Origin of the sequence: Plantactinospora sp. BB1 (assembly GCF_003030385.1) — a bacterium.
GTDB lineage: Bacteria > Actinomycetota > Actinomycetes > Mycobacteriales > Micromonosporaceae > Plantactinospora.
Genome location: NZ_CP028159.1, coordinates 2,922,095 through 2,948,592, shown reverse-complemented (window position 1 = coordinate 2,948,592; position 26,498 = coordinate 2,922,095). Strand labels below are relative to the sequence as shown.

General features: G+C 72.7%; 20 protein-coding genes. 5 read left to right on the top strand and 15 right to left on the bottom strand.

All coding sequences use genetic code 11. The annotated features are described in order from the left end of the window. Positions 1–47 precede the first annotated feature (47 nt). Together C6W10_RS12800 and C6W10_RS12795 are read right to left on the bottom strand one after the other, a co-directional pair. The gene (locus C6W10_RS12800; protein WP_107258261.1) at positions 48–1,520 is read right to left on the bottom strand and encodes an MFS transporter; all 1,473 of its coding nucleotides are present in this window, start codon (positions 1,518–1,520) and stop codon (positions 48–50) included. 74 nt (positions 1,521–1,594) lie between these two features. After that, complete coding sequence (locus C6W10_RS12795; RefSeq protein ID WP_107258260.1) at positions 1,595–2,944, bottom strand: NAD(P)/FAD-dependent oxidoreductase; 1,350 nt, start codon at positions 2,942–2,944, stop codon at positions 1,595–1,597. A gap of 173 nt (positions 2,945–3,117) precedes the next feature. On the opposite strand from C6W10_RS12795, the gene C6W10_RS12790 reads away from it, so the two are divergent. Continuing rightward, positions 3,118–3,459 carry a YciI family protein gene (locus C6W10_RS12790; RefSeq protein ID WP_234359010.1) on the top strand — a complete coding sequence of 114 codons (342 nt, stop codon included), beginning with the start codon at positions 3,118–3,120 and terminating at the stop codon, positions 3,457–3,459. A 75-nt stretch (positions 3,460–3,534) separates the two neighbouring features. Here the strand turns inward: C6W10_RS12790 and C6W10_RS12785 are convergent, their stop codons facing one another. Continuing rightward, the gene (locus tag C6W10_RS12785; RefSeq protein ID WP_107258259.1) at positions 3,535–4,791 is read right to left on the bottom strand and encodes an RNA polymerase sigma factor; all 1,257 of its coding nucleotides are present in this window, start codon (positions 4,789–4,791) and stop codon (positions 3,535–3,537) included. Positions 4,792–5,034: 243 nt separating this feature from the next. Here C6W10_RS12785 and C6W10_RS12780 point away from each other — a divergent pair, with 243 nt between their 5' ends. Continuing rightward, positions 5,035–6,273, top strand: a complete 1,239-nt coding sequence (locus C6W10_RS12780; RefSeq protein WP_199853084.1) for a cytochrome P450 — start codon at positions 5,035–5,037, stop codon at positions 6,271–6,273. Continuing rightward, positions 6,270–7,430 carry an epoxide hydrolase family protein gene (locus C6W10_RS12775; protein WP_107258257.1) on the top strand — a complete coding sequence of 387 codons (1,161 nt, stop codon included), beginning with the start codon at positions 6,270–6,272 and terminating at the stop codon, positions 7,428–7,430. The genes C6W10_RS12780 and C6W10_RS12775 overlap by 4 nt, the downstream gene beginning before the upstream one ends. 161 nt (positions 7,431–7,591) lie before the next feature. Here C6W10_RS12775 and C6W10_RS12770 read toward each other — a convergent pair whose 3' ends face one another. The 11 genes from C6W10_RS12770 to C6W10_RS12720 all read right to left on the bottom strand — a co-directional run bounded on the left by C6W10_RS12770 (position 7,592) and on the right by C6W10_RS12720 (position 24,038). Beyond that, the gene (locus tag C6W10_RS12770; protein WP_199853921.1) at positions 7,592–8,470 is read right to left on the bottom strand and encodes a maleylpyruvate isomerase N-terminal domain-containing protein; all 879 of its coding nucleotides are present in this window, start codon (positions 8,468–8,470) and stop codon (positions 7,592–7,594) included. Then, positions 8,467–9,501 (bottom strand): NAD-dependent epimerase/dehydratase family protein, encoded by a 1,035-nt coding sequence (locus tag C6W10_RS12765; protein WP_107258256.1) that lies wholly within the window; start codon positions 9,499–9,501, stop codon positions 8,467–8,469. The genes C6W10_RS12770 and C6W10_RS12765 overlap by 4 nt, the downstream gene beginning before the upstream one ends. A 68-nt stretch (positions 9,502–9,569) precedes the next feature. Further along, the gene (locus tag C6W10_RS12760) at positions 9,570–10,925 is read right to left on the bottom strand and encodes a cytochrome P450 (protein ID WP_199853920.1); all 1,356 of its coding nucleotides are present in this window, start codon (positions 10,923–10,925) and stop codon (positions 9,570–9,572) included. Next, on the bottom strand, positions 10,916–11,467 hold the full coding sequence (locus tag C6W10_RS12755) for a flavin reductase family protein (protein WP_107258255.1): 552 nt from the start codon (positions 11,465–11,467) through the stop codon (positions 10,916–10,918). The genes C6W10_RS12760 and C6W10_RS12755 overlap by 10 nt, the downstream gene beginning before the upstream one ends. Beyond that, the gene (locus tag C6W10_RS12750) at positions 11,464–11,907 is read right to left on the bottom strand and encodes a thioesterase family protein (protein ID WP_107263896.1); all 444 of its coding nucleotides are present in this window, start codon (positions 11,905–11,907) and stop codon (positions 11,464–11,466) included. Before C6W10_RS12750 ends, C6W10_RS12755 begins: the two co-directional genes overlap by 4 nt. Before the next feature lie 2 nt (positions 11,908–11,909). Then, on the bottom strand, positions 11,910–17,681 hold the full coding sequence (locus C6W10_RS12745) for a type I polyketide synthase (RefSeq protein ID WP_107258254.1): 5,772 nt from the start codon (positions 17,679–17,681) through the stop codon (positions 11,910–11,912). Further along, a complete protein-coding gene (locus tag C6W10_RS12740) occupies positions 17,678–18,694 on the bottom strand; it encodes an enediyne biosynthesis protein (RefSeq protein ID WP_107258253.1) in 1,017 nt (338 codons plus the stop codon). Before C6W10_RS12740 ends, C6W10_RS12745 begins: the two co-directional genes overlap by 4 nt. Before the next feature lie 7 nt (positions 18,695–18,701). Continuing rightward, positions 18,702–20,774 carry a CRTAC1 family protein gene (locus C6W10_RS12735; RefSeq protein ID WP_107258252.1) on the bottom strand — a complete coding sequence of 691 codons (2,073 nt, stop codon included), beginning with the start codon at positions 20,772–20,774 and terminating at the stop codon, positions 18,702–18,704. Between the two features lie 3 nt (positions 20,775–20,777). Further along, positions 20,778–21,752 (bottom strand): DUF1702 family protein, encoded by a 975-nt coding sequence (locus C6W10_RS12730; RefSeq protein WP_107258251.1) that lies wholly within the window; start codon positions 21,750–21,752, stop codon positions 20,778–20,780. Between the two features lie 175 nt (positions 21,753–21,927). Further along, positions 21,928–22,995, bottom strand: a complete 1,068-nt coding sequence (locus tag C6W10_RS12725) for a carboxymuconolactone decarboxylase family protein (protein ID WP_107258250.1) — start codon at positions 22,993–22,995, stop codon at positions 21,928–21,930. A 50-nt stretch (positions 22,996–23,045) separates the two neighbouring features. Continuing rightward, positions 23,046–24,038, bottom strand: coding sequence for a hypothetical protein (locus C6W10_RS12720; RefSeq protein ID WP_199853919.1), 993 nt, complete (start codon positions 24,036–24,038; stop codon positions 23,046–23,048). A 176-nt stretch (positions 24,039–24,214) separates the two neighbouring features. Between C6W10_RS12720 and C6W10_RS12715 the strand changes: the two genes are divergently transcribed. Both C6W10_RS12715 and C6W10_RS12710 read left to right on the top strand, forming a co-directional pair. After that, positions 24,215–24,802 (top strand): hypothetical protein, encoded by a 588-nt coding sequence (locus tag C6W10_RS12715; protein WP_107258248.1) that lies wholly within the window; start codon positions 24,215–24,217, stop codon positions 24,800–24,802. A gap of 6 nt (positions 24,803–24,808) precedes the next feature. Next, on the top strand, positions 24,809–25,339 hold the full coding sequence (locus tag C6W10_RS12710; protein ID WP_107258247.1) for a copper resistance protein CopC: 531 nt from the start codon (positions 24,809–24,811) through the stop codon (positions 25,337–25,339). A gap of 61 nt (positions 25,340–25,400) precedes the next feature. On the opposite strand, the gene C6W10_RS12705 is transcribed toward C6W10_RS12710, so the two are convergent. Beyond that, positions 25,401–26,393 carry a DUF1702 family protein gene (locus C6W10_RS12705; protein WP_107258246.1) on the bottom strand — a complete coding sequence of 331 codons (993 nt, stop codon included), beginning with the start codon at positions 26,391–26,393 and terminating at the stop codon, positions 25,401–25,403. Positions 26,394–26,498 lie beyond the last annotated feature (105 nt).

The window sequence follows — 26,498 nt, the reverse complement described above, 5'->3', positions numbered from 1 at the left end:
CAGAGGGGCCGGAGGACGACAGCCGGCCGAGGGTTCCGGTGGAAGACCTACGGCCGGGCGGCCGGCGCGGGCCGGACCTGCTCGTCCGGGGCGGCGACGGCGGCCCGACGGCGGCCGGGGAGCGCCACCGCGAAGGCGAGCGCGACCACCGCGAACGCCACGCAGGCGACGAAGCCGGCCCGGAATCCGTTGGTGAGCGCACTGGGCTGGTCGGGCCCGGTGGAGAAGGAGACCGCCACGGTCGAGACGATGGCGATGCCGAACCCGCCGCCGACCTGGAAGGCGGCGTGCACCAGCCCGGACGCCAGACCGGACTCCGACTCCGCGACCCCGGTCAGCGCGACGATCGAGGCGGTGGTGTGCGCGATGCCCAGACCGAGACCGAAGATCACGAAGGGGAAGAAGAGGTCGCCGAGGTAGTCGCCCCGGACACTGATCATGATCAGCATCGCGCACGCGACGCCGAGCATCAGCACCCCCGGCACGGCGGCCGGGCGGAACCCGCGCCGGGTGACGACCGCCTGCCCGACGTACGCGCCGAGCACCGCCATCACCGGCATGATCGAGCCCAGGAAGCCGTACTCGATGGCCGAGTACCCCAGCACCTGCTGCCCGTAGAGAGAGGAGAGGAAGGAGAGCGAGAAGACCAGCATCGCGACGACGACCATCAGCAGATTGCCGGTGGCGACGGTACGCATCCGCAGGGTACGCAGCGGCACCAGCGGCGCGCTGGACCGGGCCTCGATCCCGACGAAGACGACCCCGAGGACGACCACCAGGGCGAGCAGGCCGGTGGTCTGCACGCTCGACCAGCCCGCGGCAGGCGCCTCGGAGATCGCGTACACCAGCGCGACGAGCGCCGCCGTACTGGTCAGCGCCCCGGCCAGGTCGAAGGTCCGCCGCCGCCCGTGGTCCCGGCTCTCCCGCAGCACCATCGGACTGACCAGCAGCAGCACCAGCACCACCGGTACGTTCACCAGGAAGACCGACTCCCAGCCGAGATTGCTGGTGAGCCAGCCGCCGACCAGCATCGCCGCGGTGGCGCCGATGCCGCCGACCGCCGACCAGGCGGCGATGGCCTTGTTGCGCTCGGCCCCCTCCTCGAAGGTGCTCATCAGGATCGACAGCGCGCTCGGCACCATCATCGCCGACGAGACCCCGTGCACGGCCCGGGCCGCGATCATGACCTCGGCGTTCCAGGCGAACCCGGAGAGCAGCGAGGTGAGCAGGAAGCCGATCAGGCCGGCCATGAAGATCCGGCGCCGGCCCAGCAGGTCCGCCGAGCGGCCGCCGAGCAGCAGCAGACCTCCGAAGGTGAGCAGGTTGGCGGTCAGGATCCACTGCGCCGCGCTGGCGTCGAGGGCCAGCGCCGACTGGATCGCCGGCATGCCGACGATGACGATCTGCGAGTCGAGAATCACCATGAAGCTGGCGCAGCAGAGCACGACCAGCGCGGTCCAGCGACGTGGATCGCGCTCGCCGTGCGCGGTGGATGTTGCGGTTACCCCGGCTGGTTCCATCTCCGCTCCTCCTCGTTCCACCGATCGGCACGACGGCCCGCGCGGCGACGGTGCCGGCGGGCCGTCGGGCCGGGTCAACCTCCGTTCGACCGGCGCAGGGTCGGAAACAACACCCGCGAGACCATCGCCGGACGCATCAGGGTCTCCGGCCGGTCGACAAGACCGGCCACCCGCATGAAGGCGCGGGAGACGACCGGGTCCCGGGTCGCCGCGGTCTGCAACCTCGGCATGTAGGCGTTCCCCAGCCGTACCTTGAGGCCGCGCCGGCCGGCGACCCCGGGGAAACCGAGGTCGCCGCCGGCCGACATGTCCCAGGGCGGGTCGATCGCCCGCGCCAGGTCGCGGAAGTACCGCTGCGCGCCCCGCCCGCCGTCCGCCAGGTACTGACGCAGCACGACCGCCCCGATCGCCGCCACCGTCATCCCCTGGGCGTAGATCGGGTTGAACACGCAGGCCGCGTCACCAAGCACGAGCAGCCCCTCCGGCAGCCGCGCCAGCCGCTCGTACCGGCGCCGGATGCTGCTGGGAAAGTGGAACGAGACCGGGGTGGTCAACGGCTCCGCCCGGCGGACCGACTCGAAGATCTGCGGCACCGGCAGCGAGCGGACGTACTCCAGGAAGCCGTCCGGGTCGGTCGGCGGCCGGTCGCCGAGAATTCCGTTCAGCGAGACCGAGTAGCGGTCGGGCAGCCGGGCGAAGGTCGCCCCGCGCGGGTTGCCGGGGGTGGCGACCGAGATGATCGCGATGTCGTCGCCGATCGGGTCGGTGGCCAGCGGTGCCTGGAAGTCGCAGGTGGTGTAGGTGAGGTCCATCCTGACCTCCTCCTCGCCGACCCGGGGATAGCCCAGCTCCGTCAGCCAGCGCGGGGTGCGGGATCCGCGTCCCGTGGCGTCGACGACCAGGTCCGCCGGCAGCGACCGCCGGCCGCCGGGCCCGCCGTCGTCCCGCCGGTGCACCGCGACACCGGTGATCCGGCTGCCGTCCGGGCTCGCTTCGAGCCCGACGACGTCCGTCCGGTCCAGAAAGTCGACATTGGACAGCTCGCCGACCCTGGCCCGCATCCGCTCCTCCAGCAGCCAGCGACCGGGCGAGATGCAGACCAGGTCGGTCTCCACCTTGCGGATCATCCGACCGTTGAAGTGCCAGCCCAGGCTGGTACCGAAGTCGCGGGTCGGCACCCCACCGGCGGCCATCTCCTTGGTGAAGCCCGGAAACAGCTCCTCGATGATCTGCTGGCCGCGGGCGAGCAGGCCGTGGATGTGACGTCCCTGCGGAACGGCCCGGCGCGGACCGGTCGCGCCGACCAACTGGTCGCGGTCCACCACGGTCACACCGCGGTAGAAGTCCGCGAGGACCCGGGCGGCGAAGAGGCCGGCCACACTCCCGCCCAGCACCACCGCCCGGTCACCGACATGTTCGTTCAAGGGGACCTCCCGGGCTCCACCGCCGTCACCGCGACTGTCACACCGCGGCCGGAGGTCGCGCATCTTCCCCGTTGCTGTCACGCGGCCGACCCGGCACCGTGTCCGCCCTCGTGTCCCGGCCGGAAGCTGATAGCCTCCCGACGGTGACCTGACCCTCACGAAAGGTGGCGACGGTGAAGTACCTGTTGATGGTCTGCGTCGACGAGTCCGTCCAGTTGAGTCCGGAGGAGTCCGCGGCCGAGGTCAAGGCCGCGACCGCGTGGGCTCAGCAGATGCAGGCGCGCGGCGTACGGGTGCTCGGCGACCGCCTCCGGCCCACCACCGAGGCCACCACGGTGCGGTTGCGCGACGGCGAGCTGCTGGTCTCGGACGGCCCGTTCGCCGAGACGAAGGAGCAGCTGGCCGGCTTCGACGTCATCGAGTGCGCCAGTCTCGACGAGGCGATCGAGGTCGCCTCCGCCCATCCCGGCGCCCAGATCGGCACCGTGGAGCTGCGGCCCTTCTGGCAGGAGTGACCGGCACTCGTCCGCCGGTTCCGCCCACCGCGCCTGCCCGCCGGTTCGGCTTACCGGCCTGCCCGCCGGTTCCGCCTACCGCGCCTGCCCGCGCACCAGGCGGGCCGCCCGGTCCTCCAGGTAGCGCCGCTCCAGCAGGCTCGCCGTGCGGCGCGCGGCGAGCCGGTAGCACGAGTGCGCGGCCATGTGGTCGCCCGCCATCTCCAGCAGGTGCGCGCGGGTGGCCTCCAACCGGTGCTGCCCGGCGAGCCGGCCGTCGGCGGCGAGCCCGCCGAGCAGGTTGAGGGCCGCCTGCGGGCCGTGCACCATCGCCACCGCCACGGTGCGGTTCAGCGCCACCACCGGGCTGGGCGAGACCTGTTGCAGCAAATCGTAGAGGCCGAGGATCTGCGCCCAGTCGGTCTCCTCGGCCCGCGCCGCCTCCGCGTGCACGGCGGCGATCGCGGCCTGGAGCTGGTACGGCCCGGCCGGTCCCCTCGGCAGGGTACTGGTCAGCAGCGATATCCCTTCCCGGATGGCGTCCCGGTCCCAGCGGTCGCGGTCCTGCTCGCTCAACGGGATCAGCGTGCCGTCGGCCCGGGTACGCGCCGCGCGCCGGGCGTCGGTGAGCAGCATCAGCGCCAGCAGCCCGGCGACCTCGCCGGCGGCCGGCCACCGACGGTGCAGCTCCCGGGTCAGCCGGATGGCCTCCCCGGTCAACTCGCCGCGCTGCAACTGCGGCCCGGACGTCGCCGTGTAACCCTCGTTGAAGATCAGATAGAGCACGTGCAGTACGACCCGGAGCCGGTCGGGCAGCTCCCACTCGGGTGGCAGCCGGAACGGGATGCCGCTGGCCCTGATCCGCTGCTTGGCCCGGCGGATCCGCTGCGCCATCGTCGACTCGCTGGTCAGGAACGCGTTGGCGATCTGCTCCGTGGTCAGGCCGCCGACCGCGCGCAGCGTCAGCGCGGCCTGGACGGGCGGGGAGAGCGACGGATGGCAGCAGAGGAACAGCAGCCGCAGGGTGTCGTCCCGGTCCTCCGGGCGCTCGACGTCCGGGCCGGGTACCCACTGCTCGTCCGCCGGCAGCCGCGCCGCCGTACTCACCTCCCGGCGCCGTCGGGCGAGTTCGCTGCGGTACTGGTCGGCGAGCCGGCGCGCCGCCACCGTGGTCAGCCAGCCACGGGGGCTCTCCGGCACACCCTCGGCGGGCCACTGCGTCGCGGCCGCCACCAGCGCCTCCTGGACCGCGTCCTCGCAGGCGTCGAAGGTGCCGTGCCGGCGCACCAGCGTGGCGAGCACCTGGGGCGCCAACCGGCGCAACAGGTCGACGACCTCGCCGTCAATCTCCATGGCTCCATCATGCAACGAGCGGCCTGAGCACGGACCCCGGTCGGTCGGTGCGGCGGCACGCAAGCCAGCAAGTTGGAAGAATTCTCGCCACTGACCAGCGTCTATGGTGATGACGTGATCGAGGGATCCGGGCATCCGGGCAGCGATCGAGCGGCGCAGCAGCGACCACGACAATTCTGATTCCCGGTGCCCGCCTGCCCACATCCGGTTGATTTCGCGGATTAGCCAATGGAGGTACCGACCGTGGAAAAGGCTGTCTGCCCATTCGTCCTCGACCCCGAGGGCCGGGACACCCACGCGGAAACCGATCGGCTGCGCGAGCAGGGCCCCATTGCCCGGGTGGAACTCCCGGGCGGCGTCCTCGCCTGGTCGGTGCACAGCTACGAGTTGGCCAAGCAGATCCTGATCGACGAGCGGTTCTCCAAGAATCCGCGCCGGAACTGGCCGGCGTTCATCAACGGGGAGATTCCGCCGGACTGGCCGCTGATCACCTGGGCGGTGATGGACAACATGGCCACCCACGACGGTACCGACCACACCCGGCTGCGCGGGCTGCTCCTCAAGGCGTTCACCACGCGTCGGGTCGAGGCCATGGCACCCCAGCTGGAGACGACGGCGAAGGAGCTGCTCGACGAGTTGGCCACCGCCGCCCCCGACGAGGTCGTGGACCTGAAGACCCGGTACTGCCAGGCGCTGCCGGCCCGGATGATGTGCGACCTCTTCGGCGTGCCGGACGAGTCCCGCGCGGACGTACTGCGCGGTGGGCACGTCAACGTGGACACCAGGATCACCCCCGAGGAGGCGGCCGCCAACGTCGACCAGTGGACCAAGGCGATCGCCGATCTCGTGGTGTACAAGCGGGAGCACCCCGGCGACGACCTGACCACCGCCCTGATCGCGGCCCGGGACGAGGACGGTTCCCGACTGACCGACGACGAGCTGATTGGGACGCTGCACCTGATGCTCGGAGCCGGCTCGGAGACGATGGTCAACTCGCTGAGCCACGCCATCATCGCGGTACTCGACGACCCGGCGCTGCGGGCCAAGGTGATGTCCGGTGAGGTCTCCTGGAACGACGTGATGGAGGAGACCCTGCGGGTGGAGTCCCCCGTCGCGCACCTGCCGTTCCGGTTCGCCACCGAGCGGTTCGAGATCGGCGGGGTGACGATCGAGCAGGGCGACCCGGTGATGATCGATTACGCCGGCCTCGGCCGGGACCCGGAGCTGCACGGCGAGACCGCCTGCGTCTTCGACGCCACCCGGAAGGACAAGACCCACCTCTCCTTCGGGCACGGCGTGCACTACTGCCTCGGCGCGCGGCTGGCCAAGCTGGCGACCCTGATCATGCTGCCGGCGCTCTTCGACCGCTTCCCGCACCTCGAACTCGCGACGCCGAAGGACCAGCTCGCCCCGCAGGGCACCTTCATCATGAACGGCCGGCGCGACGTCCCGGTCTACCTCTGGGGCCGGGTGAGCGTATGAAGCCGTTCCGGATCGAGATCCCGCAGGCCGACCTGGACGACCTGGACCGGCGGCTGGCGAACACCCGCTGGCCGACCGAGATGCCCGACCGCGGCTGGGAGCGGGGCGTACCGCTGGACTACCTCAGGGAGCTGGTCGAGTACTGGCGCACCAGCTACGACTGGCGGGCGGCGGAGGCGAAGCTGAACTCGTACCCGCAGTTCAGCACCGAGATCGACGGCGCGAACGTGCACTTCCTGCACGTCCGGTCACCGGAACCGACGGCGGTGCCGCTGCTGATCACCCACGGCTGGCCCGGCTCCTTCGTCGAGTTCCTGGACGTCATCGGCCCGCTCACCGACCCCCGGGCGCACGGCGGGGATCCGGCCGACGCCTTCCACCTGGTCGTACCCACCCTGCCGGGCTTCGGCTTCTCCGGCCCGACCAGCGAGCCGGGCTGGAACGTCCCCCGGATCGCCGCCGCCTGGGCGGAGCTGATGCGCCGCCTCGGCTACCAGCGGTACGTGCCGCAGGGCGGCGACGTCGGGGCGTGGATCACCCTCACCCTCGCCGGACTCGACGCGGAGCACGTGCTCGGCGCGCACGTGAACTTCCTCTTCACCGCTCCCCCGCCGGACCCGGCGGCGCTGGCCGGCCTCGACGCCGGGGACCGGGAACGACTGGAACTGCTGGCGAAGTTCCTCGCCGACGGCTCCGGGTACATGCTGCTCCAGGCCACCCGTCCGCAGACCCTGGCGTACGCCCTCACCGACTCGCCGGTCGGGCAGCTCGCCTGGATCGTCGAGAAGTTCCGGGAGTGGAGCGACTCGGCGAAGGTCCCCGAGGACGCGATCGACCGGGACCGGATCCTCACCAACGTCATGCTCTACTGGCTCACCGCGACCGCCGGCTCCTCGGCCCAGTTCTACTTCGAAACCGCCGACCAGCTCCCGACCGCGCCGACCCCGCCGGCCGCGCCGCCGCCGCTGCCGGTACCGCTCGGCGTGGCCGTCTTCCCCCGTGACTCGGCCCGGCCGGTCCGGCGCTTCGCCGAGCCGGCGTTCCCGAACATCGTGCAGTGGCACGAGTTCGACCGGGGTGGCCACTTCGCCGCCCTGGAGGAGCCCGACCTCTTCGTCGACGACCTTCGCGCGTTCGCCCGGGTGCTGAACCGGTAACCGCGATTCCCCGAGACGACGCCGTGGCGCGCGCGCATCACGGTCGTCCGGCCGGCGCGGCCGCCGTCGTGGGCACAACCCCTCGGCGGCGGTCGCGCCGTCCGTCCGCCCGTCCACTGGGGACGTCCGTGCGCGTCGGCGACCGTCCGGACGGCGGGGCGTCAGTTGTCCGGCATGTGCACGGTACGCAGGAAGACCGGCAGCAGCCACGGGCGCCGGCCGCGTACGACGAGCCGGCCGGTCAGCGCGCCCCGCAGCCGGGACATCCGGCCGAAGAGCACCAGGTTCAGCGTCGGCGGGTCGAACCAGAGCCGTACATCGTCACCGCGCTCCGGCTCGGCGACCGTCACCCGGCCACGGTTCCCGTCGTACCGGCCGGTGCCGTCCAGGACGATCGTCAGCGGGCGGGTGTGCCGCGACCGGAACTGCACGGCGATCCGCCGCCGTGGCGGTGGTGCCGTGCTGTCGAGCAGCGCGCCGTAGCCGTACGAGGTCACTCCGACCAGGAACAGCTCGATGAAGAGGCCGGCGTCCCGGGCCGGGATCTCCCACCGGAGCGAGCCGGCCCGGGCGATGTCCCAGCCGTGGATCAGCAGCTCGTTGGTGAGGTGGGCCAGCAACCCTCCGAGCGGGAGCCGGGACCCGCCCAGCCAGTCGACCGCCTCGGTGGGATCGCGCCCGTCGGTGGCCCGCAGTATCGACCGGACGTGCTCGCGCAGCCGGTCCTGGAGCGGCGGCAGACCGCGCTCCACGATGTACTGCCGCAGCAGCAGGTCGTTGAGGTCCCGGACGGTGTCGACCTGGGTCTTGCGGAGCTGGGTGTCCAGCCGGGCGTCCCGGCCGCTGTCGCTGCCGGGCTCGACGATGGTCTCGCAGGCCCAGGCGAGCGACACCATGTGCGCCGCCGTCTGCTCGACCGACCAGGACCTCGTCGCCCGGGCCGCCGGGTCCGGCACCGCGGGCAGCAGGTCGGCGAAGCGGTCGCCGGCCCGGCGCAGCGCGTCGCGGGTCTCCGCCCACTGTCCGTCGGAAATGATCACGTCGCCTCCATGACGGCCGCCGCGCCGGCGAGCCGGTCCGGGATGTGTCCGGCACGGTGCAGCCAGCGCACCGTGTCGCGCATCGTGGTCTCGAAGGTGGTGCCGGCGGGACCCAGGAGCCGGTCGGTGGCGCCGGTGTCGACGGCGCGGCCGACCAGGCAGGTGTAGATGGCGCCGTACTCGGCCGGGATGTGCACCGGCACCAGCCGCTGGACCAGGCTGGCCAGCACGCCGACCGGCAGCATGGCGGGGGCCGGGAGGTGGACGGCGGGCAGCCTCCGGCCGGTGACCCGGCGCAGCACCCGGACGAACTCGCGGGTGTCGACGTACCGGCCCTGGGCGAGGAACCGGCGGGGTCCCCGGCCCGGACTCAGCACGGCGGCGTGCAGCCGGGCGACGTCCCGGACGTCGCCTACCGGGAAGCCGCCCGACGGCCAGATCGGCATGAGGCCGCGCAGCGCGTTGCGGACCCGGCCGGCCTGGTCGCCGAGCTTCGGGTCGTGCGGGCCGAGGGTGGCCAGTGGATAGCTGATGACCACCGGGGCACCGGCCAGCTGGGCCCGCCGGGCGACCGCCTCCGCGCCGGCCTTCGTCGCCATGTACGTCTCGCGCGGCGCGCCGACCGGGGACCCGGGGTGCAGCGGTTCCCGGTCGGCGGGGAGCAGGGCGGCGAAGCTCGACACGTACACGATCGGGTCGGCACCGGCCGCCCGGGCGGCGTCGAGCACCAGTTCGGTGCCCCGGACGTTGACCGCGCGCATCGCGGCACCGGCCCGGCTGTCGAAGCTGTACACCGAGGCGGCGTGCAGCACGGCGTCGCAGCCGCGTACCGCCCCGGCGACCGCGTCCGGGTCGGTGACGTCGCCCCGGCACAGTTCGAGGCCGTCCAGGTCGACGCCGAGCGGCCCGAGCGCGGGGGCGACGCCGGCCGGGTCGCGGACCAGCAGGCGTACCCGGTGCCCCGCGCGCAGGATCTCCGCCACCGAGTGGGAGCCCAGGAAGCCGGTGCCTCCGGTTACCAAAACCAGCACGTCGCCATCGTCCAGTCCCGGCCGGGTCGGCCGCTAGGGTCGAGATTCCTCGATATCGGGTACCTCGGTCAGGCGGCGTGCACGGTCATCGGCAGGCCGCCACGGATCCGCAGCGAGAGCATCGGCTCGGGCACCACCCGGTGGCCGGGCGCCACTCTCAGCCGCAGCTCGCGGGCGACCATGGCGACGACGAAGACCGCCTCCATCATCCCGAGGTGGTTGCCGACGCAGAACCTCGGCCCGGCCCCGAACGGGATGTACGCGTACCGCGGCCGGTGCCCGGTCTGGGCGCGGGCCGGGTCGAACCGCTCCGGGTCGAAGCGCTCCGGATCGTCCCAGAACCCCGGGTGCCGGTGCAGGGTGTACGGGCAGATCAGCACGTCGGCGCCGGCCGGTATCCGGTAGCCGCCCACCTCGTCGGCCTGCTGGGCGATCCGGGAGAGCATCCAGACCGGCGGGTAGAGCCGCATCACCTCCTCGACCACCATCGTGGTGTACCGGAGTTCGCGCAGGTCCTCGTACTCCGGCAGCCGGTCCCCGAGTACGTCCCGGGCCTCGGCGCGTACCCGCTGCCAGACCTGCGGGTGCCGGTCGAGCAGGTGGAAGGTCCAGCCGAGCGTGCTGGCCGTGGTCTCGTGGCCGGCGAGCAGCAGGGTGACCAGTTCGTCGCGCATCCGCCGCCGGCCGACGGCCGGGTCGGCCTCCTCCGAGGTGGAGGTGATCAGCCGGGAGAGCGCGTCGTCGCCGCTCGGGTCCCGGGTCCGGTCCCGGACCAGTTCGTCGACGATGCGTTGCAGCTCGGCGCGGGCCCGCCGGAACCGGAGCTGGTGCGGCAGCGGCACCCACATCGGCACGGCGCTCTGCGAGACCATCTCGAACATCGCCTGGTCCTGCATCGCCTCGAAGGCCTGCCCGAGCGACCCGAAGGCGCCCAGGTCGGCGTCGAGCAGGGTGCGGCCGAGCACGCCGAGGGTGAGTCCGGTCATCTCGCGCACCACGTCGACGGGCTCCCCGTCCCGGTGGGCGCGGAGCCGGACCATCAGCTCCGCCGCCTCCTCCGCGATCACCCCGGCCTGCCGGGCGATCCGCCGGTGCTGGAAGACCGGCTGGATCACGCTGCGCTGCTTGCGCCACAGCTCGCCCTCGCTGGTCAGCAGGCCGTCGCCGAGGGCCCGTCTGGCCTGGGCCAGCCCGAGTCCCTTGTGGTAGTTGCCCGGGTTGTCCGCCAGCACGTACTTGGCGTGGTCGGGGTGGTTGAAGAAGTAGAGCACCTTCGGACCCATGGCGATCCGGACGGCGTCGCCGTACGCCCCGGCCGCCGAGGACATCAGCCCCAGCCGGTCCCGGACGAGTTTCCACAGTAGACGGGGCGCGGACCGGGCCGGTGGACCCGGCGGGACCCGGACGGAGGCGGTCAGGGACACGTCGTGGTCACCTCGCTCACGTCGTTGGTGCGGGCGGCCGGACCGGTCCGGTCGAAGCGGCCGCGCAGGAAGACCAGCGCGTCGGCCGCGTCCGGCTGTTCGGCGGAGAGCACGGTGCCGAGGAAGATGGTGTGGTCGCCGCCGTCGTAGCTGCGCCAGACGTCGCACTCGAAGTGCGCGAGCGCGCCGGAGATCAGCGGCGCCCCGGTCACCGGCCCGGGACGCCAGTCGACGGAGTCGAACTGGGCCGCGCCCAGCGGCCGCCGCCGGTCGGCGAAGTACCGGGCGACGGCCTCCTGGCGGGCGGCGAGCACGGAGATCCCGAACGACCTGGTGCCGTCGAGGCAGCCGTGCATGATCGCCTTCCGGTCGATGCAGACCAGCAGCAGCGGCGGGTCCAGCGACACCGAGGCGAACGAGTTGGCCGTCATGCCGTGTGGCACCCCGCCGCCGACAGTCACCACCGTGACGCCGGTGGCGAACGCCCCACACGCCCGGCGCAACGACTGGGCGTCGACGGTTCTGCGCGCCTCCAGTGTCATGGCTGGCTCCCCGCCGGCAGGTACGCGTCGAGCGCCCGGGCCAGCGCCTCCGGCACCCGGGCCGGCGCGGTGGCGCCGTTCGGCCCGCGCATGCAGGCCACCCGCTGCCGGCCCCGGGCGACCAGGGTCTCCCCGCCGCCCGGGTCCAGCCGGAGATAGTCGAAGCCGAACTCCAGCTGGGTGTGCGCCAGGTCCACCAGCCGCATCCGGACGGCGAGTTCGTCGAAGGCGGTTATCTCGGCGAAGAACTCGCAGTCGACCTTCAGGGTGAACAGCTTCAGGTCGGCCTGGAGGTCGGCCAGGACGTCCGGGGCCCGCTCCTTGAGGAACATCTCCCGGCACCGGCCCTGCCAGCGCAGGTAGTTGACGTAGTAGACGTTCCCGACGAGGTTCGTCTCCTCGAACCCCACGGTGTGCAGGTACTCGTAGTACTTGTCCATGATCATGACCACCCGTCGGTCAGTACCGCGACCACCACCGGCGCGGTGACGCCGTGCAGCCGGGTCGCGAGCGTGGCGATCCGCAGCGTGCCGGAGGCGAGGACCAGCCACCCGTCCCGGCGCACCGGGCCCAGGGTGAGCGGGACCTGCGCCGGCAGGCCCGCCTTGGCCAGGCATTCCAACGCCGTCCAGATCCGGGTGGCGGCGGTGTGCGGGTCCTCACCCAGTTCGGTGGCGGCCAGCCCGGCCAGCCCGGCGTGCTGGCCGAGCAACGCCCGCCAGTCCGCCTCGTCCCGTTCCGCGACCGGTTCGACGTCGCAGCCGAGCGTGCCGGCGGCGGCGACGCAGAGCGTCACCCCGGCGCCGTGCGAGACCGAGATCGTCCGGTCGCCGTCGACCTCGGGCCGACCGTCCGGCCGGTACCGGACCTGCGTCGCCGCGCCGAGCGCCCGGCCGGCGGCCACCGCGGTGTGCCGGCGGTCCCGCGCCGTCTGGTCCGCCGGTACCGGCTCGACCGCGACCCCGATCCGGGCGCCGACGACGTCCTCCAGGGCCCGTTCCAGGTACGGGCCGAGCAGCGGTGCCACCCACGGACCCCGGCCGTCCTTCTTCCGTACGGCGCGCAGGCGCAGCCCGTCCCACCGCTCGACGACCGCGCCGTCCGGGGTACGCACCGCGATGTCGTAGACGTACGTGTCGCCGTCGCGGCTGCGTTCCGTGGCGCAGAAGCGCACCTCGTCGACGTCGTCCAGCGCCCGCCCGGCCGGGTGGACCCGCTCGACGCCGGCCGGCAGCAGCGTGGCGTGCGGCACGCAGACCTGGTTTCCGTGCATCAGGGCGTCCCGCATCCCGGGGTCGGCGAGCAGCCGCTCGCCCGGGAGGAACGGCGCGATCCAGTCGACCGTCGGGTCGACCGCCAGGTCGGCGTCGACGTGCCGGGCGGCGGCCCGGTGGTACTGCCGCAGCCGGTGGAACCGCTTGCCCTGGAACAGCGTGTCGCCGTAGAGGTCCCGGGCCGGCTCCAGCGGCACCGGCGGCAGCCCGGCACCGACCTGCTCCGGCGGGCCGTCCGCGACGGCGGCGTCGGTGAAGCGCAGCCGGGCCAGGAAGTGGTCGACGACGAAGTCGGTCTCCGCGCTGCGGATCGCCACCGCCACGGTGTCGTCGTCGACCACGGTCGCGGCGATCCGGATCGTCGTGCTGCCGTCCGGCGGCACCACGATCGGGCGCGGGAACTCGACCTCCTCCAGCACCGGTACGCTGTCCCGCCCGGTGACCGCGACCGCCGCCTGCGTCATCGCCTCCATCCCGAACACCGCCGGGAAGAGGAGGTTGCCGTCGAGCAGGTGGTCGCCGAGGTAGCGGTCGGTGCCGGCGTTCAGCTCCACCTCGCAGACCAGCTCGACGCCGTGGTAGCGGACGAGTGGGCGGTCGACGAAGCGCAGCAGCGGCAGCTCGGGCGTCTCCCGGCGTACCGTGTCGATCCCGTCGGTACGGCCACTGACCACCACCGCGGCCGGCGCCTCCGGGTCGGCGAGCAGCCGCCGCAGCAGGCGTACGCCGTCGTCGGGGGTGATCGGGGTGATGCCGTCCCGGTAGAGACCCTCCACGACGGAGAGCCGCTCCCCCATTCCCACCCCGGACCAGACCGACCACTCCAGGCAGAGCGCCCGGCAGCCGGGGTGCCGGGCGGCGACCTCGGCGGTGAGGTCGGCGAGCCACTCGTTGGCGGTGGCGTAGTGCGCCTCGCCGCGCAGCCCGGCCCGGCCGATGATGCTGCCGAAGCTGACCAGCAGCCGCAGCCGGTCCGGGTCGACCGCGTCGAGCACCGCGCGCAGACCGTCGATCTTCGGCGCGAAGGTGCGGCGGAACGCGTCGGCGTCGAGGTTGGCCAGCGCGGCCGGCTCGTTGCGCCCGGCGCCGTGCAGTACGGCGGTGACCGGTCCGAGCGCGGTGGTCAGCTCCGCCACGGCCTGCCGTACCTGGGCCGGGTCGGTGACGTCGGCGCGGGCGTAGTGCAGCCGTACCCCGGCCGCCGCCATCCGGCTCAGGTTCGCCGCGAGTTCCGGGTCGTCGGCCGGGTCGGACCGGCCGAGTACCGCCATCTTCGCGCCGGTGTCGGTGGCCAGCGCCAGCGCGCACTCGGCCGTGATCCCCTTACCGCCGCCGGTGACCAGCAGCACGTCCCCGTCGTCCAGCGGCTGGACGACCCGGGTCGGCCGCACCGGCATCGGGCGCAGCGTCGGCACCCGGCGAACCCCGGCGGCGTCGTAGTACGCCTCGGCGAACCGGGTCGTGCCGCGCACCTCGGCCACCACGTGACCGACGGCGGCCGGCGTCGGCGGTACCTGCACGATCGTGGTACGCACCTGCGGCGCCTCCAGCCGGAGCGTCTTCGCCAGCCCCGCCGCGCCCCGGCCGTGTTGCACCAGCACGAACCGGGTACCGGCGGCGCCGGTGGCGGCCGCCTTGGCGCCGAGCAGGGCCAGTTCGAGGTGCTGCTCGGTGCAGTCCGGCGGCAGGCAGACCAGGATCCCGGCGCCGAGGTCGGCCCGTTCCAGGGCGTGCCGCAGCGGCTCGGCGACCGGGCTGTCGGCGGGCGCGTACACCCGCCACCGGCCGCTGGCCTCGGGCTCGCCGCGCGGGGGCGGTCCGGCCTCGTCGAGGTCGACCCGGAACGCCCGGGACCAGGCCGCGGCCCCGGCGACCACCGCGGACGGCCCGGCGTCGCCGGCCGGTGCGTTCTCGGCCAGCTCCGCCAGCGCGTCGGCCAGCTCGCGTACCGTCGCGGTGGCGAAGTTCGTCGGCCCCTGCGGGGCGCCGGCGGCGATCTGCTGGGCCACCTGGTTGACGAGCTGCCCGACGGTGATCGAACTCAGGTGCAGGTCGTCGAGGAGCCGACTCTCCTCGCGGACCAGCTCCAGCGGCAGCTCCGCGCGCTCGGCCGCCAGCCGGCGAAGGGTGTCCACTATCGACTCGCCGGGATGCTCCGTCCGGTCGGCCGGGGCGGGCGCCTCGGCGGGTGTGTTCCGGCGGACCGCACCGCGCAGGCTGATCGGCGGCGCCGCCTCGCAGGGACTTTCGAAGAAGGTGAACTCGGCCCCGACCTGGAGCGGGCGGACGAGCCGGCCGTGGAAGAGCCCGGCGTGCACCGGGGCCGCGCCGACGACGTACGCGGCGCCCACCACGGCGAGCAGCCCGGCGAGTGACTCGTCGTCGGTGTCCAGCGGTACGGCCGGCACGTCGGTGGCCGCCGCCGCCAGCCCACTGAGCACCCGGCCCGGACCCACCTCCACGAAGAGGTCGATGTCCTTCGCCACCAGCGTCACCGCCTGGGTGAAGAGCACCGGGTCGGTGATCTGGCGGCGCAGCAGCGCCGGCACGTCGGTCTCCGGCGCCAGCGGCTCACCGGTGACCGTGGAGACGATCCGCCGCCCGACCGGGCCGACCGGCTCCTCGGTGAGCCGTCCCGCGAAGACCTCGGCGGCGGGCGCCACCAGCGGCGAGTGGAACGCGTGCGACACCGGCAGCCGGCGCCAGCCGATCCCGGCCGCGTCGGCGCGGCGTCCCAGGTCCTCCAGCGCCGCCACCGTACCGGCGACCACCGTCTGCTGTGGACCGTTGTAGGCGGCGATCACCACCGGTAGGCCGGTCAGCAGCGGCTGTACCACCTCCGGGGACTCGTTGATCCCGACCATGCTGCCCGAGGCGCTGTGCTCGGCCATCGTCCGGCCCCGGACCGAGGCGATCCGCAGCAGGGTCTCCTCGTCGAGCGCGCCGGCCCAGTGCAGGGCCGAGATCTCGCCGAGGCTGTGCCCGACGGCGGCGGCGGCCTCGACCCCGAGCATCGACAGCGCGCGCAGGCCCGCCGCCGAGCCGGTGACGATCCGGGGCTGGGCGACGGCCGTCGCCACCATGTCGCCGCCGGTGGGCAGGGCCGCCGAGGCGTACACCTCGGCCACCTCGGCGAAGCGGCGGCGCAGCGCACCGCCGCTGGTGCCCCGGCCGGAGCCCTGGCCGGGGAAGAGGAAGGCGATCCGGCCCGGCCCGCTGGCGTGGCCGAGGAAGCCCCGCCCGTCAGCCGTGAAGAGCGTGGTCTCGCCCGCGTCGAGCGCCTCGCAGAGGGCGCGGAGTCGCCGCTGCGCGTCGTCCGGCGAGGAGACCACCACGGCGGCCCGGTACGGCCCGCCGCGCAGCTCCCGGTGCAGGGTGGCGGCCAGGTCGGCGAGCTGGGCGTACGACAGGGTCGGCACGAAGTCGAGGACCAGTTCCAGCCGGGTACGCAGTTCCGCCGGGGTGACGCCGTCGACGACCAGCAGTTCCACGTCCTGCACCGAGGCGGCCAGCGCGCGGGTCCGGGTGTCGAACGGCACCCGGCGGGCCGGGTCGGTCTGGTCGAGCACGATGTGCGTGTTGATCCCGCCGAAGCCCATCGCGGTGACACCGGCCCGCACGGCGGTACCGGTCGGCCACGGCTCGGCCTGGCGCAGTACCCGCAGTGCCGCCGCCTCCTCGTCGAGCAGTTCGTGCGGCTCGACGCAGCCGACGGCCGGCGGGAGCACCTGGTGGTGCACGGCCATCGCCGCCTTGATCAGGCCGGCCACCCCGGCCGCCGCCTTGGTGTGCCCGATCATCCCCTTGATCGAGCTGATCACGGCCGGCGGCGCCTCGGCGTCCGCCGCGCGGCGGGCCAGGGAGAGCGCCTTGAGTTCGGTCGCGTCACCCACCTCGGTGCCGGTGCCGTGCCCCTCGAACAGCCCGATGGTCTCGATGCCGAAGCCGGCCCGCTCGTACGCCCGGCGCAGCGCGAGCTGGTAGCCGCTCACCTCGGGCCGGGTGATGCCGCCCTTGCCGTCCGAGGAGATGCCCCAGCCGGCGATGGTGGCGTACACCCGGTGCCCGGCCTGCCGCGCCTCCTTCTCGCGCATCAGCACGACCATTCCGCAGCCCTCGCCCGGCCAGAAGCCGTTGGACCTGCGGTCGTAGACCCGCATCTCGTGCCGGGCCAGCGCGCCGGTCTTGGCGAACCCGACGATCTCGAACGGGTCGATCGAGAGGTCGACCCCACCGGCGACCGCGACGTCGACCTCCCCGTCGACCAGCGTCTTGCAGGCGGTGGCGACCGACAGCAGCGAGGAGGAGCAGGCGCCGTCGACGGTGTAGCCGCCGCCCTTGAGGTCGAAGTGGTTGCAGATCCGCCCGGCGATGGTGTTGGAGAGCCCACCGGCGAGGGTGTCCTCGTCGATGGCCGGGAACGGGCTCTTGAAGGTCTCCTCGAAGTCGTCCAGGAACGTCGCGAGCTGGTCGTCGTCCCAGTCCTGGTCCTTCAGCGCGGCGGCGACCATCCGGCGGACGTAGGGCCAGCGCAGCCGCAGTTGGTTGGCCCGGGAGAACTCGCCGGTCAACGTGTTGCCGACGACCACGCCGGTACGCTCGCGCGGCAGTCCCTCGGCCATCGGGAAGCCCGCGTCGGCGAGCGCCCGGGCGGCGGTGTCCAACGCCAGCCAGTGGGTCAGGTCGGTGGAGCGGTACGTGCTGCCGGCGATCTTGTAGGCGATCCGGTCGAACCGGTACCCCTCGATCACCGCCGCCGTCCGGGCGTAGAAGCGGTCCGGTGTGGTCGGGTCGGCGTCCCAGTAGTCCTCCAGTCGCATCCGCTGGTCGGGCAGGCGCCGGAACGCCCGCCGGCCGGCCAGCGCGTTCTCCCACAGTTCCTTCGGCGAGGTGGCGTCCGGGTACTGGCACGCCATCCCCACCACGGCGATCCGGGTCATGCGGTCACCACCTCCTTGCCGGCGGACTCCCGGTCTGCCGGTTCGTGGCCGTTCGGCGAGGCGACCAGGGCGGGGGCGACCGCGGCGGCCGCGGCTGCGGTGGCCGCGGCCTCACGTTGCTCGCGGGCCTGGTTGACGAAGTGCACCGACCAGAGGAAGCCGCCCCGGATCAGGCAGACGATCGCGGTGGCGAAGAAGATCCCGTACGCGATGCCGGCGCCGGTGACGATGCCGTAGACGACGGCCACGCCGGCCCCGAACGCGACCTGGGAGGCCGGGCGGGACGGGCTGGTACCGGGGTCGGTGACCATGTAGTTGGTGAAGAGCACGAAGGCGACCCCGGTCATCATCGCCAGCGCGGCCGGGATCGAGGTGTCCAGCACGATCCCCCGGAAGACCGCCTGTAGGACGAAGGCACCGAGCCAGCCCATGATCAGCCACATCCGACCGGTGAGCATTCCGTTGATCATCGTGCCGCCGAAGATGATGACCGCCGGGATGATCCAGTCCACGACCCCGCCGACGTACTCGGTGAAGTGGTACGGCGGCGCGACGCTGGCCCACGGGAAGAGCAGCAGGATCATTGTGATGCCGAAGTTCGACGGGTTCATGTAGTGCCGCAGCCGGCCGCGTACCGGCGCCCGCAGCACCCACTTGGCGCCGATCGCGACGGCGATGCCGAACATCATCGGCAACACCCGGTCGTTGACGTAGATCAGCATGTTCAGCGCGAGGCTGGTGATGTGCGCCGGGTAGAGGAACTCGACCATGCCGCGTACCCCGCCGCCGAGGAACCGTGGCGACCGTCCCTCGACCCGGGCGCCGATGACCTCCAGGACGATCTCCAGCGTGTATCCGGTCGCCAGTGCGATGAACGGCCAGGTCCACGCCTGCTCGAAGCCGAAGAGCGTGTAACCGAGGATGTTGAACACGGTGATCGAGATGGCGAAGTTCCGCAGCGCCTTGATCACCTTTGGGTCGTGCCGGGGTGGGTTCTTGGTCTTCTCGGCCATCTCCGCCTCACATCTCCCGCGCTTGCGTACCGAGCTCGAGCGCGTGCCAGCCCGGGTCCAGTCGAAGGTCCTGTTGGTGTACCTGTCCGGTGCGGTCCCGCCACCGCAGGTTGACCTGCACCGGTCCGCTGACGTCGTGGCCCAGCCCGATGTGCACCTCGTGGCTGCGCTTGCCGGAGTGCCCGCTGCCGCCGTCCACCCGGCCGAGCAGCTTCCGCCCGTCCTCCGTGGTGACCGTCACCTGCGCACCCACCACCGGGGAGCAGAACATCGGTGCCGCCTGTGCCGTACCCCCTGGCGGGGCCGGTTCGGCCGCCACCGGGGCGGCCGGGGTGTCCGCCGTACCCGAGCCCGTCGGCGCCGTGCCGGTGCCCGGCGGCGTGCCGGCGGCGTCGGCGGCCGGCGTCGCCGGGTGGGTGAGCCGCAGCCCCAGGAAGGCACCCGGCGACGGGCTCTGGTTGTGGTAGAAGACCGGCGCGTCCCACTGCCGGGCGACCGCGAAGTCGAGCCGGCCGTCGCCGTCCGCGTCACCGGTCGCGATGCCCCGGGTCGGCACCGGAACCGCGAGGCCGAGCTGCCCGGCCAGGTCGGTGTAGCGCCCGTCGGGATTCTTGACAAAGAAGTGCAGCCGCTGGGCGCCACCGATGTCGTCGCCCGCCTCCAGCCTCGGCCACGCCCCCGGGTGCTCCAGCAGGCCGTCGTTGGTCATCGCCAGCTCCTGGAGCTGCGGCCAGCGGTTCACCTCGCCCTTGAGGAAGCCGGTGGTCTGGGCCACCTGCAACTCGCCGCTGTTGTCGAAGTCGGCCAGCTTCACGTCCCAGCCCCAGCCGGACCAGGCGAGCCCGAGCGGCGCGCTGCGGTCCTCGAAGGGCGCCCTGCCGTCACCGAACCGCGCACGCAGCTCGTCGACGTTCTTCGCGGTGTTCACGAACGCGAAGTGGCTCTCCTCCAGCCCGAACGTGGTGGTGATGTTGCTGACGAACATGTCGTACAGGCCGTCGCCGTCGAGGTCGCCGAAGTCGACGCCCATGCCCTTGAAGGAGTCCGCCCCGACCCGCTTGGAGTTGGGCACGAACGCCTGCCGGGCGGACTTGACGGCCGAGAACTTGAACCGCCCCGGCGTGGACTGGTTGTAGAGCAGCCGGTCCGGGCCGAAGTCGTGCGCGAGGTAGAGCTCCGGCAGGTTGTCGCCGTCGAAGTCGTTGGCACCGGAGGCGAGCGCCCAACCCTTCGAGACCTCTCTGGGCAGGGCGTTCGCGACCATCTCGTACGTCGCCGTCGGCTGCTCCCCCGAGGTGGCGCCGGTCCACCGGAACAGGTAGTCCTCGCCGCCGTTGAAGGCGTGCGACATCGACCGGTTCATCGCCACCCCACCGGACTTGGTGTCGTCCAGCACCGGGCCGTGCGGGAAGTAGTTGCCGATGTAGATGTCGAGGTGGCCGTCGCCGTCGAAGTCGTCGACCGCGGCCGTGTTGGTGTTCCAGAGCGGCCCGTTGTACGCCGCGCCGCTCGCCCCGCGTACCAGCTCGACGGCCTGGTACGACGCCCGGTCGAGCGAGGTGGCCCCCGACCGTGCCAGGTAGAGGATCGGGGTACGCCCCCACAGGTAGACGAGCAGGTCCATCCGCCCGTCCTCGTTGAAGTCGCCCGGTACGCAACCCATCGGGGCCATCGCCCGCTGCGCCGGCAACGCCGCGAGGTCCACCGCGAACGGCCGGTACCGGTCCGCCCGCGCCCCCGGTACCGGCGTCACCACCACCTGGTCGATGCGCGGGTCGGTGATGCAGAGGTCGTTGGCCAACCCGTCACCGTCGAGGTCGTTCATGGCGATGCCGGCGCCCACCGAGGAGATCCAGGCGTCGATGTGCCGGTAGTCCTTGTTCACCTTGCGGATCGTCTGCTGCGGGAAGCCGCCCGGCATCGCGACCGAGTAGGGCGTGAACCCGAACCGGCCCGCCAGACCGTCCAGCTCGGCGGAGGAGGCGGTGGGTAGCCGGGCCGCCTGGAAGAACGCGGCCATCAGGACCACCGCGACGATCCCGGGCAGCTGCCTGCGCAGCCAGCCAGCTTTCTGAGCCATGTGCTAGCACCTTCCGATAGAGACGAACTCGTTGGCGATGCGTCGGCGCCACACCTCGTAGGCGGGCTCGGTCCCGTGCACCGGGGCGTCCGGGCGGCTCCCCTCGCTCAGCCGCGCGGCCTCGGCGGCGGACATCCCGCAGAAGACCCGGGTGGCCAGCTCGTTGTGCGGGACGACCAGGCCGGCGCGCAGCCGGGCGGCGGCGCCGAACGCCGCGCCCTGGGCGAGCTGTGGCCGGCACTCCCCGGCCGCGTCCCACAGGGTGCGCAGTTCGGACTCGTCCGCTCCGCCCGCGTAGGTGGCGGCCAGGCCGGCGCCGGAGTACAGGTCCGGCCACCGGTGCCGGGGGAACGTCTCGATGGTCTCGACCACGAGCGCCGGGGCGGTGCCGCAGACGAACCAGAGGGCCCGGCCGACGCCCTGGTCCAGCACCCGGTTCGCGTACCACCGCGGCCCCTCCACCGGCCACGGGAACCGGTCGTGCTGGTACCGCTCGTGCACGTACCGCTTCGTGTGGAAGTACGCCTGGTGGAAGCCGTACCCGTCGAGCGCGAGCCAGCGCAGCACCGGATCGGCCGGTGCGATCCGCGACCAGCGCGCCCGGGGCAGCCGGGCCATCGCCCAGCCGACGCCGACATAGGCCATGTAGACGTGCGCCTGTCCCGCCCCGGCGAGGAAGCGCGAAACATTGTCGCCCCGACTCAACGGCAACGCGTCACGAATGGCGAACCCCATCGCGGCACCCTCGTAAGCGAATCCGCGAAAGCGCACCGGGACCCGTTCGAGTTCGGTTTCCGCCTCGTCGGCGGTACGCGCCTGCGCGGCGTACGAGAAGCCGGCCAGAAACGTACTCCCAATCGTCTCCAGCAATTCCTTGGAGGCCGCGTCCTTCTCGTGGAAGCCGCGTACGTCCAGCCTGGTCGCGGAGGTGCTGGGGGTCAGAATGCGCCGCCGCAGCCCTCGCCAAACACTAGTCAACTCTCCCCCAAGGCATTCGATGGCTGTTTGCCGGTGGTTTGCGACTAAGCTTCGCAGAGCGACCGGACCGAGTCTTCTTCCGCGTTGCTGCGGTTTTCTTCCAACATGCCCTCGTCATTGCCGTCGACACGACGAAACCCCGGCAACTAATGCCGGGGGAATTAACGTACGCGAATCAGAAAACGCGATCTGCCACGTGGAGTGCGCCGATCCGCCGCGCCGCCGCGTAGCTCGCCCACGCGGTCGCCTCGACCAGCGCGGAGTCCCGAGGCTCGGTCAGCCGGAACTCCCGTACGGTGTCCTCGTCCACCTGGTGGGAGGCGAACGCGGTCAGCAGTGCCAGCCGGCCGGCCGCCCGGTCGGCCTCCGGGAGTTCGGCGACGAGCCGCTCGCACCACTGCCGGCTCAGTCCCGCCTCCTCGCCCCGCCAGCCGCGCAGCCGGTCGTCCACGAGTTGCCGCACCGCCGGTGACAGGGCCCGCTCGCCGGCGCGGTCGAACGCGGCGAAGGAGCGGGCCACCGCCTCGGCGATCTCCGGTTGCCCGGCCGCCCAGGCGGCGTCCGGCGGCAGCGGGGCCTCGGGCAGCAGCCGGAGCGAGCGGCCAGCCGGCTGCACCTCCCGCAGCGAGGCGCTGAGCATCAGGCTGATCCCGTGCTTGACCCGGCGCCGGGCCCGTGGGCCCAGCCGTGGCGGGAGGAGGAAGTTCGCCAGGAAGACGTTGACCATCCGGCCGAGGTAGTGGAAGCCCACGACCACACCCACCAGCTCGGCGCGTTCGGCGGACGAGAACGCCGGCCGGGGCAGCACCGCCTCGTCCGGCTGGTGCGCCGTCCTGCCCCACGCCGCCAGATCCCGGATCCGGGGGTCGGCGATCTCGTCCACCCGGTCCCCCGCGACGGCCTCGGCGTCCTCCTCGGTGGCGAGGTCGTAGATGCCGATGCTGTGCATGTCGACGCAGTACGGGCAGATGTTCGCCACCGAGACGGCCGCGGCGACCGCCTCCTTCCCGAGCCGGTCGACCGCGCCGCCGGCCAGCAGCGGCTCCCGCATCAACATCCAGTACCCGGCCAGGGCCTCCGGCGCGGGCGAGTGCAGCAGTACCGGCGGCACCACCAGGCGCATCTCCTCGGTGACCTGCCGGTAGACCGCCGCGACCAGCCCGTCGGCCCTCCCGGGCGGGACGGTACGGACGTACTTCACCTGCCGCTGGACCACCGACGAGATGACGCGACCGGCAACCATGTCTCCTCCTGCGTCCTCGACGACCTACCGCCGGCCCACCATCGCCGCCGCTATGACCACGGCGCGGTCGGGTACCACGGGATGATCTCGCGGCGGGCCAGCAGCCGGACGTCCCAGTAGAGGAACGTGAAGACGCCGGCCACCAGGAGCGCGACCGCGGTGATCGTCGCGACCCGGCTCGGCCTCGCGGCGAGCCAGCCGCGCAGCCGGGGCCCGCTGACCAGCGCCACCACCGCGAAGAGCAGCGCCATCACCAGGATGTTGCCGATCGACTGCAACGTGAAGGCCAGCGCGCCGTAGAGCGGGTTGCCGCTCTCCGCCGCGTCCCGGAACATCTGCCGGAACAGTGCGAACGGGCGTCCGATCAGGAATCCGCCGACCAGCGCCCCCAGCACGACCATCGGCGCGTTCGGGAACCTCCGCGAGACGCGCGCGAACGGGTCGGGCACGATGCCGAGGGCGGCCAGCCCGAGATAGGTCATGGCGAGCCCGATGACGCCGAAGACCACCAGCGACTGGACGCTGCGGGCCGAGAGACTGCCCGCGCTGTTCGCGGCCGTCGAGAACTGCGGCATCGCGGTGCCGACCAGCCCGACGACCGCGCCGTACGTCGCGGAGACCGCGATCATCCCCACCGCGAGCCACCCCAGCGGGGCGAACATGTGCCGCAGCCGGCTCCATCGCCCACCGGTGCCGAGCATCGGCGCCATCGCACCGAACGCGGCGATGTTGCAGGCCGTGAAGGTGCCGGCGAGACCGGAGACGAACGCGAACGCCACCCCGGCGCCGATCCCGGCGATCGGGGTCTCCTTGGCGTCGTGCCCGAGCAGCGTGTCCGCCACGCTGTCGCCGATCGTGCTGTCGACGAACTCCGCCGACCAGACGACGGTGAGCAGGAAGCCACCCAGGACGCTGAGCCCGAGGACCAGCCACCGCCGCCGGGGGAAGTGGCCGTTGACCAGCATGGAGGTGGCCCGTGGCGGCGCGGCGGTGCCAGCCGTCGTCTCCGGCGGTCCGATCTCGGTGCTCATCCGGCGTGCCATCGCGCCTCCCCTGCGGTACCCGACTCTCCGTAAAGCATGCGGCGACGGGGCGCGACGGTGTTCTCCCAAGATGCGCTCCGGCCCGCAGAAAGTGAGCACGCTGAGAGAACGGGCTCACGCCGGGTGACGACTACGGTCGGCCGGGACCGGTAGTCCACCACGGGAGGGAGACACCCATGGTCAACGGTTCGGCGGTCGCTCCGCCAGCTGGTCCGATCGCCCGGCTGAACCGGAACCACCACAGGACGGCGTTGAACCTCTACCTCTTCATCGTCGTCGCGCACTGGGCCGAACACCTGGTGCAGGCGTACCAGATCTGGGTGCTCGGCATGCCGCGGCCGGAGGCACGCGGCGTGCTCGGCTGGTACTACCCCTGGCTGGTCAGCTCCGAGTGGCTGCACTACGGATACGCCCTCGTCATGCTGGTCGGCCTCTTCCTGCTGCGGCCCGGCTTCGTCGGGCGGGCGCGGACATGGTGGACGGTGGCACTGGCCATCCAGTTCTGGCACCACATCGAGCACCTGCTGCTGCTGGTCCAGGTGCAGGCCGGCGTCAACTTCTTCGGCGCGGCGCAGCCGACCAGCATCGCCCAGCTCGTGCTCGCCCGGGTCGAGCTGCACCTCTTCTACAACTCCGTGGTGTTCATCCCGATGGCGATCGCGATGTACCTGCACCTGCGCCCCAACCGGGCCGAGCTGGCCGAGTACACCTGCAACTGCGTCGCCCGGTCGAGGTCGGGTCAGCCCGTGCCCTCGGCGGTCTGACCGGTCATGCCCTCCCGCGCCACCGCACCGATCGCGCTGGCCCTGCTGGCTGTCGCCGCTGGTGTCCTGTTCGGGACGCCAGCGGCCGCCGGTGTGCCGGGCACCCTCGTGGCGAGCGACCCGCCCGACCAGGCGGTGCTCACCGCCGGGCCACCCGGGGTGCGTCTGACCTTCTCCGGCCCGCCGGTCGAGGCGGGCTCGCACGTCTCCGTGCTCGACGGCGACGGCTTCACCCTGACCACCGGACCGCTGGTGGTCCGGCCCGGCCGCGCCGTCTGGCAGCCGATCGCCGTCGACGCGCCGGGTGACGTGGTCGTCGCGTACCACGTCGAACTCAGCAGCGGCGGTGCGGCCTCCGGCATCCTGCGCTTCAGCGTCGGTACCGGAGAGCCGCCCGCACCGCTGCGCGCCGCCATACCCACCGGCGACCACGGGCACGGCGTCGACCCGATCAGCGCGTTCCTGCTCGTGGTCGACGGGCTCGTCGCGCTCGGCGTACTGGCGCTGCTGTGGCTGCGTCGCCCGCTCCCGCCGTGACCGGACGACCCGGGCGGCGCCGGGGCCCGGGCCGGGCCCACTCCGCCGCCCGTCGCCGGTCCTAGCTCGGGGTGCCGCGCAGCTGGGACGCCACCCGCGACCCGACCCGCTGCCGCCAGATCTCGTAGTCCGGATCGGCACCGGAACCGAACCCGTCCGCCGCCACGTCGTCGGCGAGCGTCGCCGCCGCCGGCACCGTCAGCCCGGTGAGGAGGCCGGTCGCCAGCTCGGTGTGCGGGGGCACGAAACCGGCGAAGTCCCGGGCCTTGGCCGCGAAGACCGCGCCCTGGGCCAGGTGCGGGAGTGCGTCACCGGCCGCCCCGCGCAGCACCGTGAGGCCGTGCGCGTCGCTGCCGCCGGCGAAGGTGGCCGCCAGGCCGACGCCGCTCCACAGGTCGGCCTGCCGCTCGGTGGCGAACCGGCCCACCGCCGTCGCCACGTCCGGCGCCACCCCGCCGTGGATGAACCAGAGGGCACGGCCGATGCCCTGGTCGACCGCGCGCGGGAAGTAGTCGGCCCGGCCCTGCCACGGGTACGGCGCCGGCCGGCGCTGCTCGGTGACCCAGCGGTCGGTCTCGAAGTAGGCGCGGTCGAAGCCGTACCCGTCCACGGCCAGCCAGCTCATGGTCGGGTAGTAGGGCACGCCGCTCAGGTCGGGCAGCACGTTGCGCCACAGGATGCGCGGCAACCGGGCCATCGCGAAGCCGATTCCGATGTACGTGAGGAAGGTGTGCGGCCGACCCGGTCCGCGCAGCAGGTCCCGCGCCCGGTGGCCCCGGCCGCCCGCCATCGCGTCGCGCACTGTGTAGGCCATCGCGGCACCCTCGTACGCGAACCCCCGCTGTTCGGCCTCCACCAGTTCCAGCCGACGTTCCACCTCCCACGGTGCCCGCGCCTCGATCGCCCACTCGAAGCCACAGAGGACCGCCTGGGGAATGGCCTCCAGCCGGCGGGTCGCGTCGGTGGCACGGACCGGAAAGCCGCGCGCCGCGAAGGTCACCTCGGTGAACGACGGCGTCAACGCCAAACGGCGCAGCGAACCGAGCATCGGCATGCCGGGCTCCTAATCCGATTTAGGGGGACAGCTCATCCCATGGTGGCGCGGCCCCGAGGAAAATCCGTCTCCTGCCGTGCGCTGTCGGGGCCCGGCAAGGGTTTG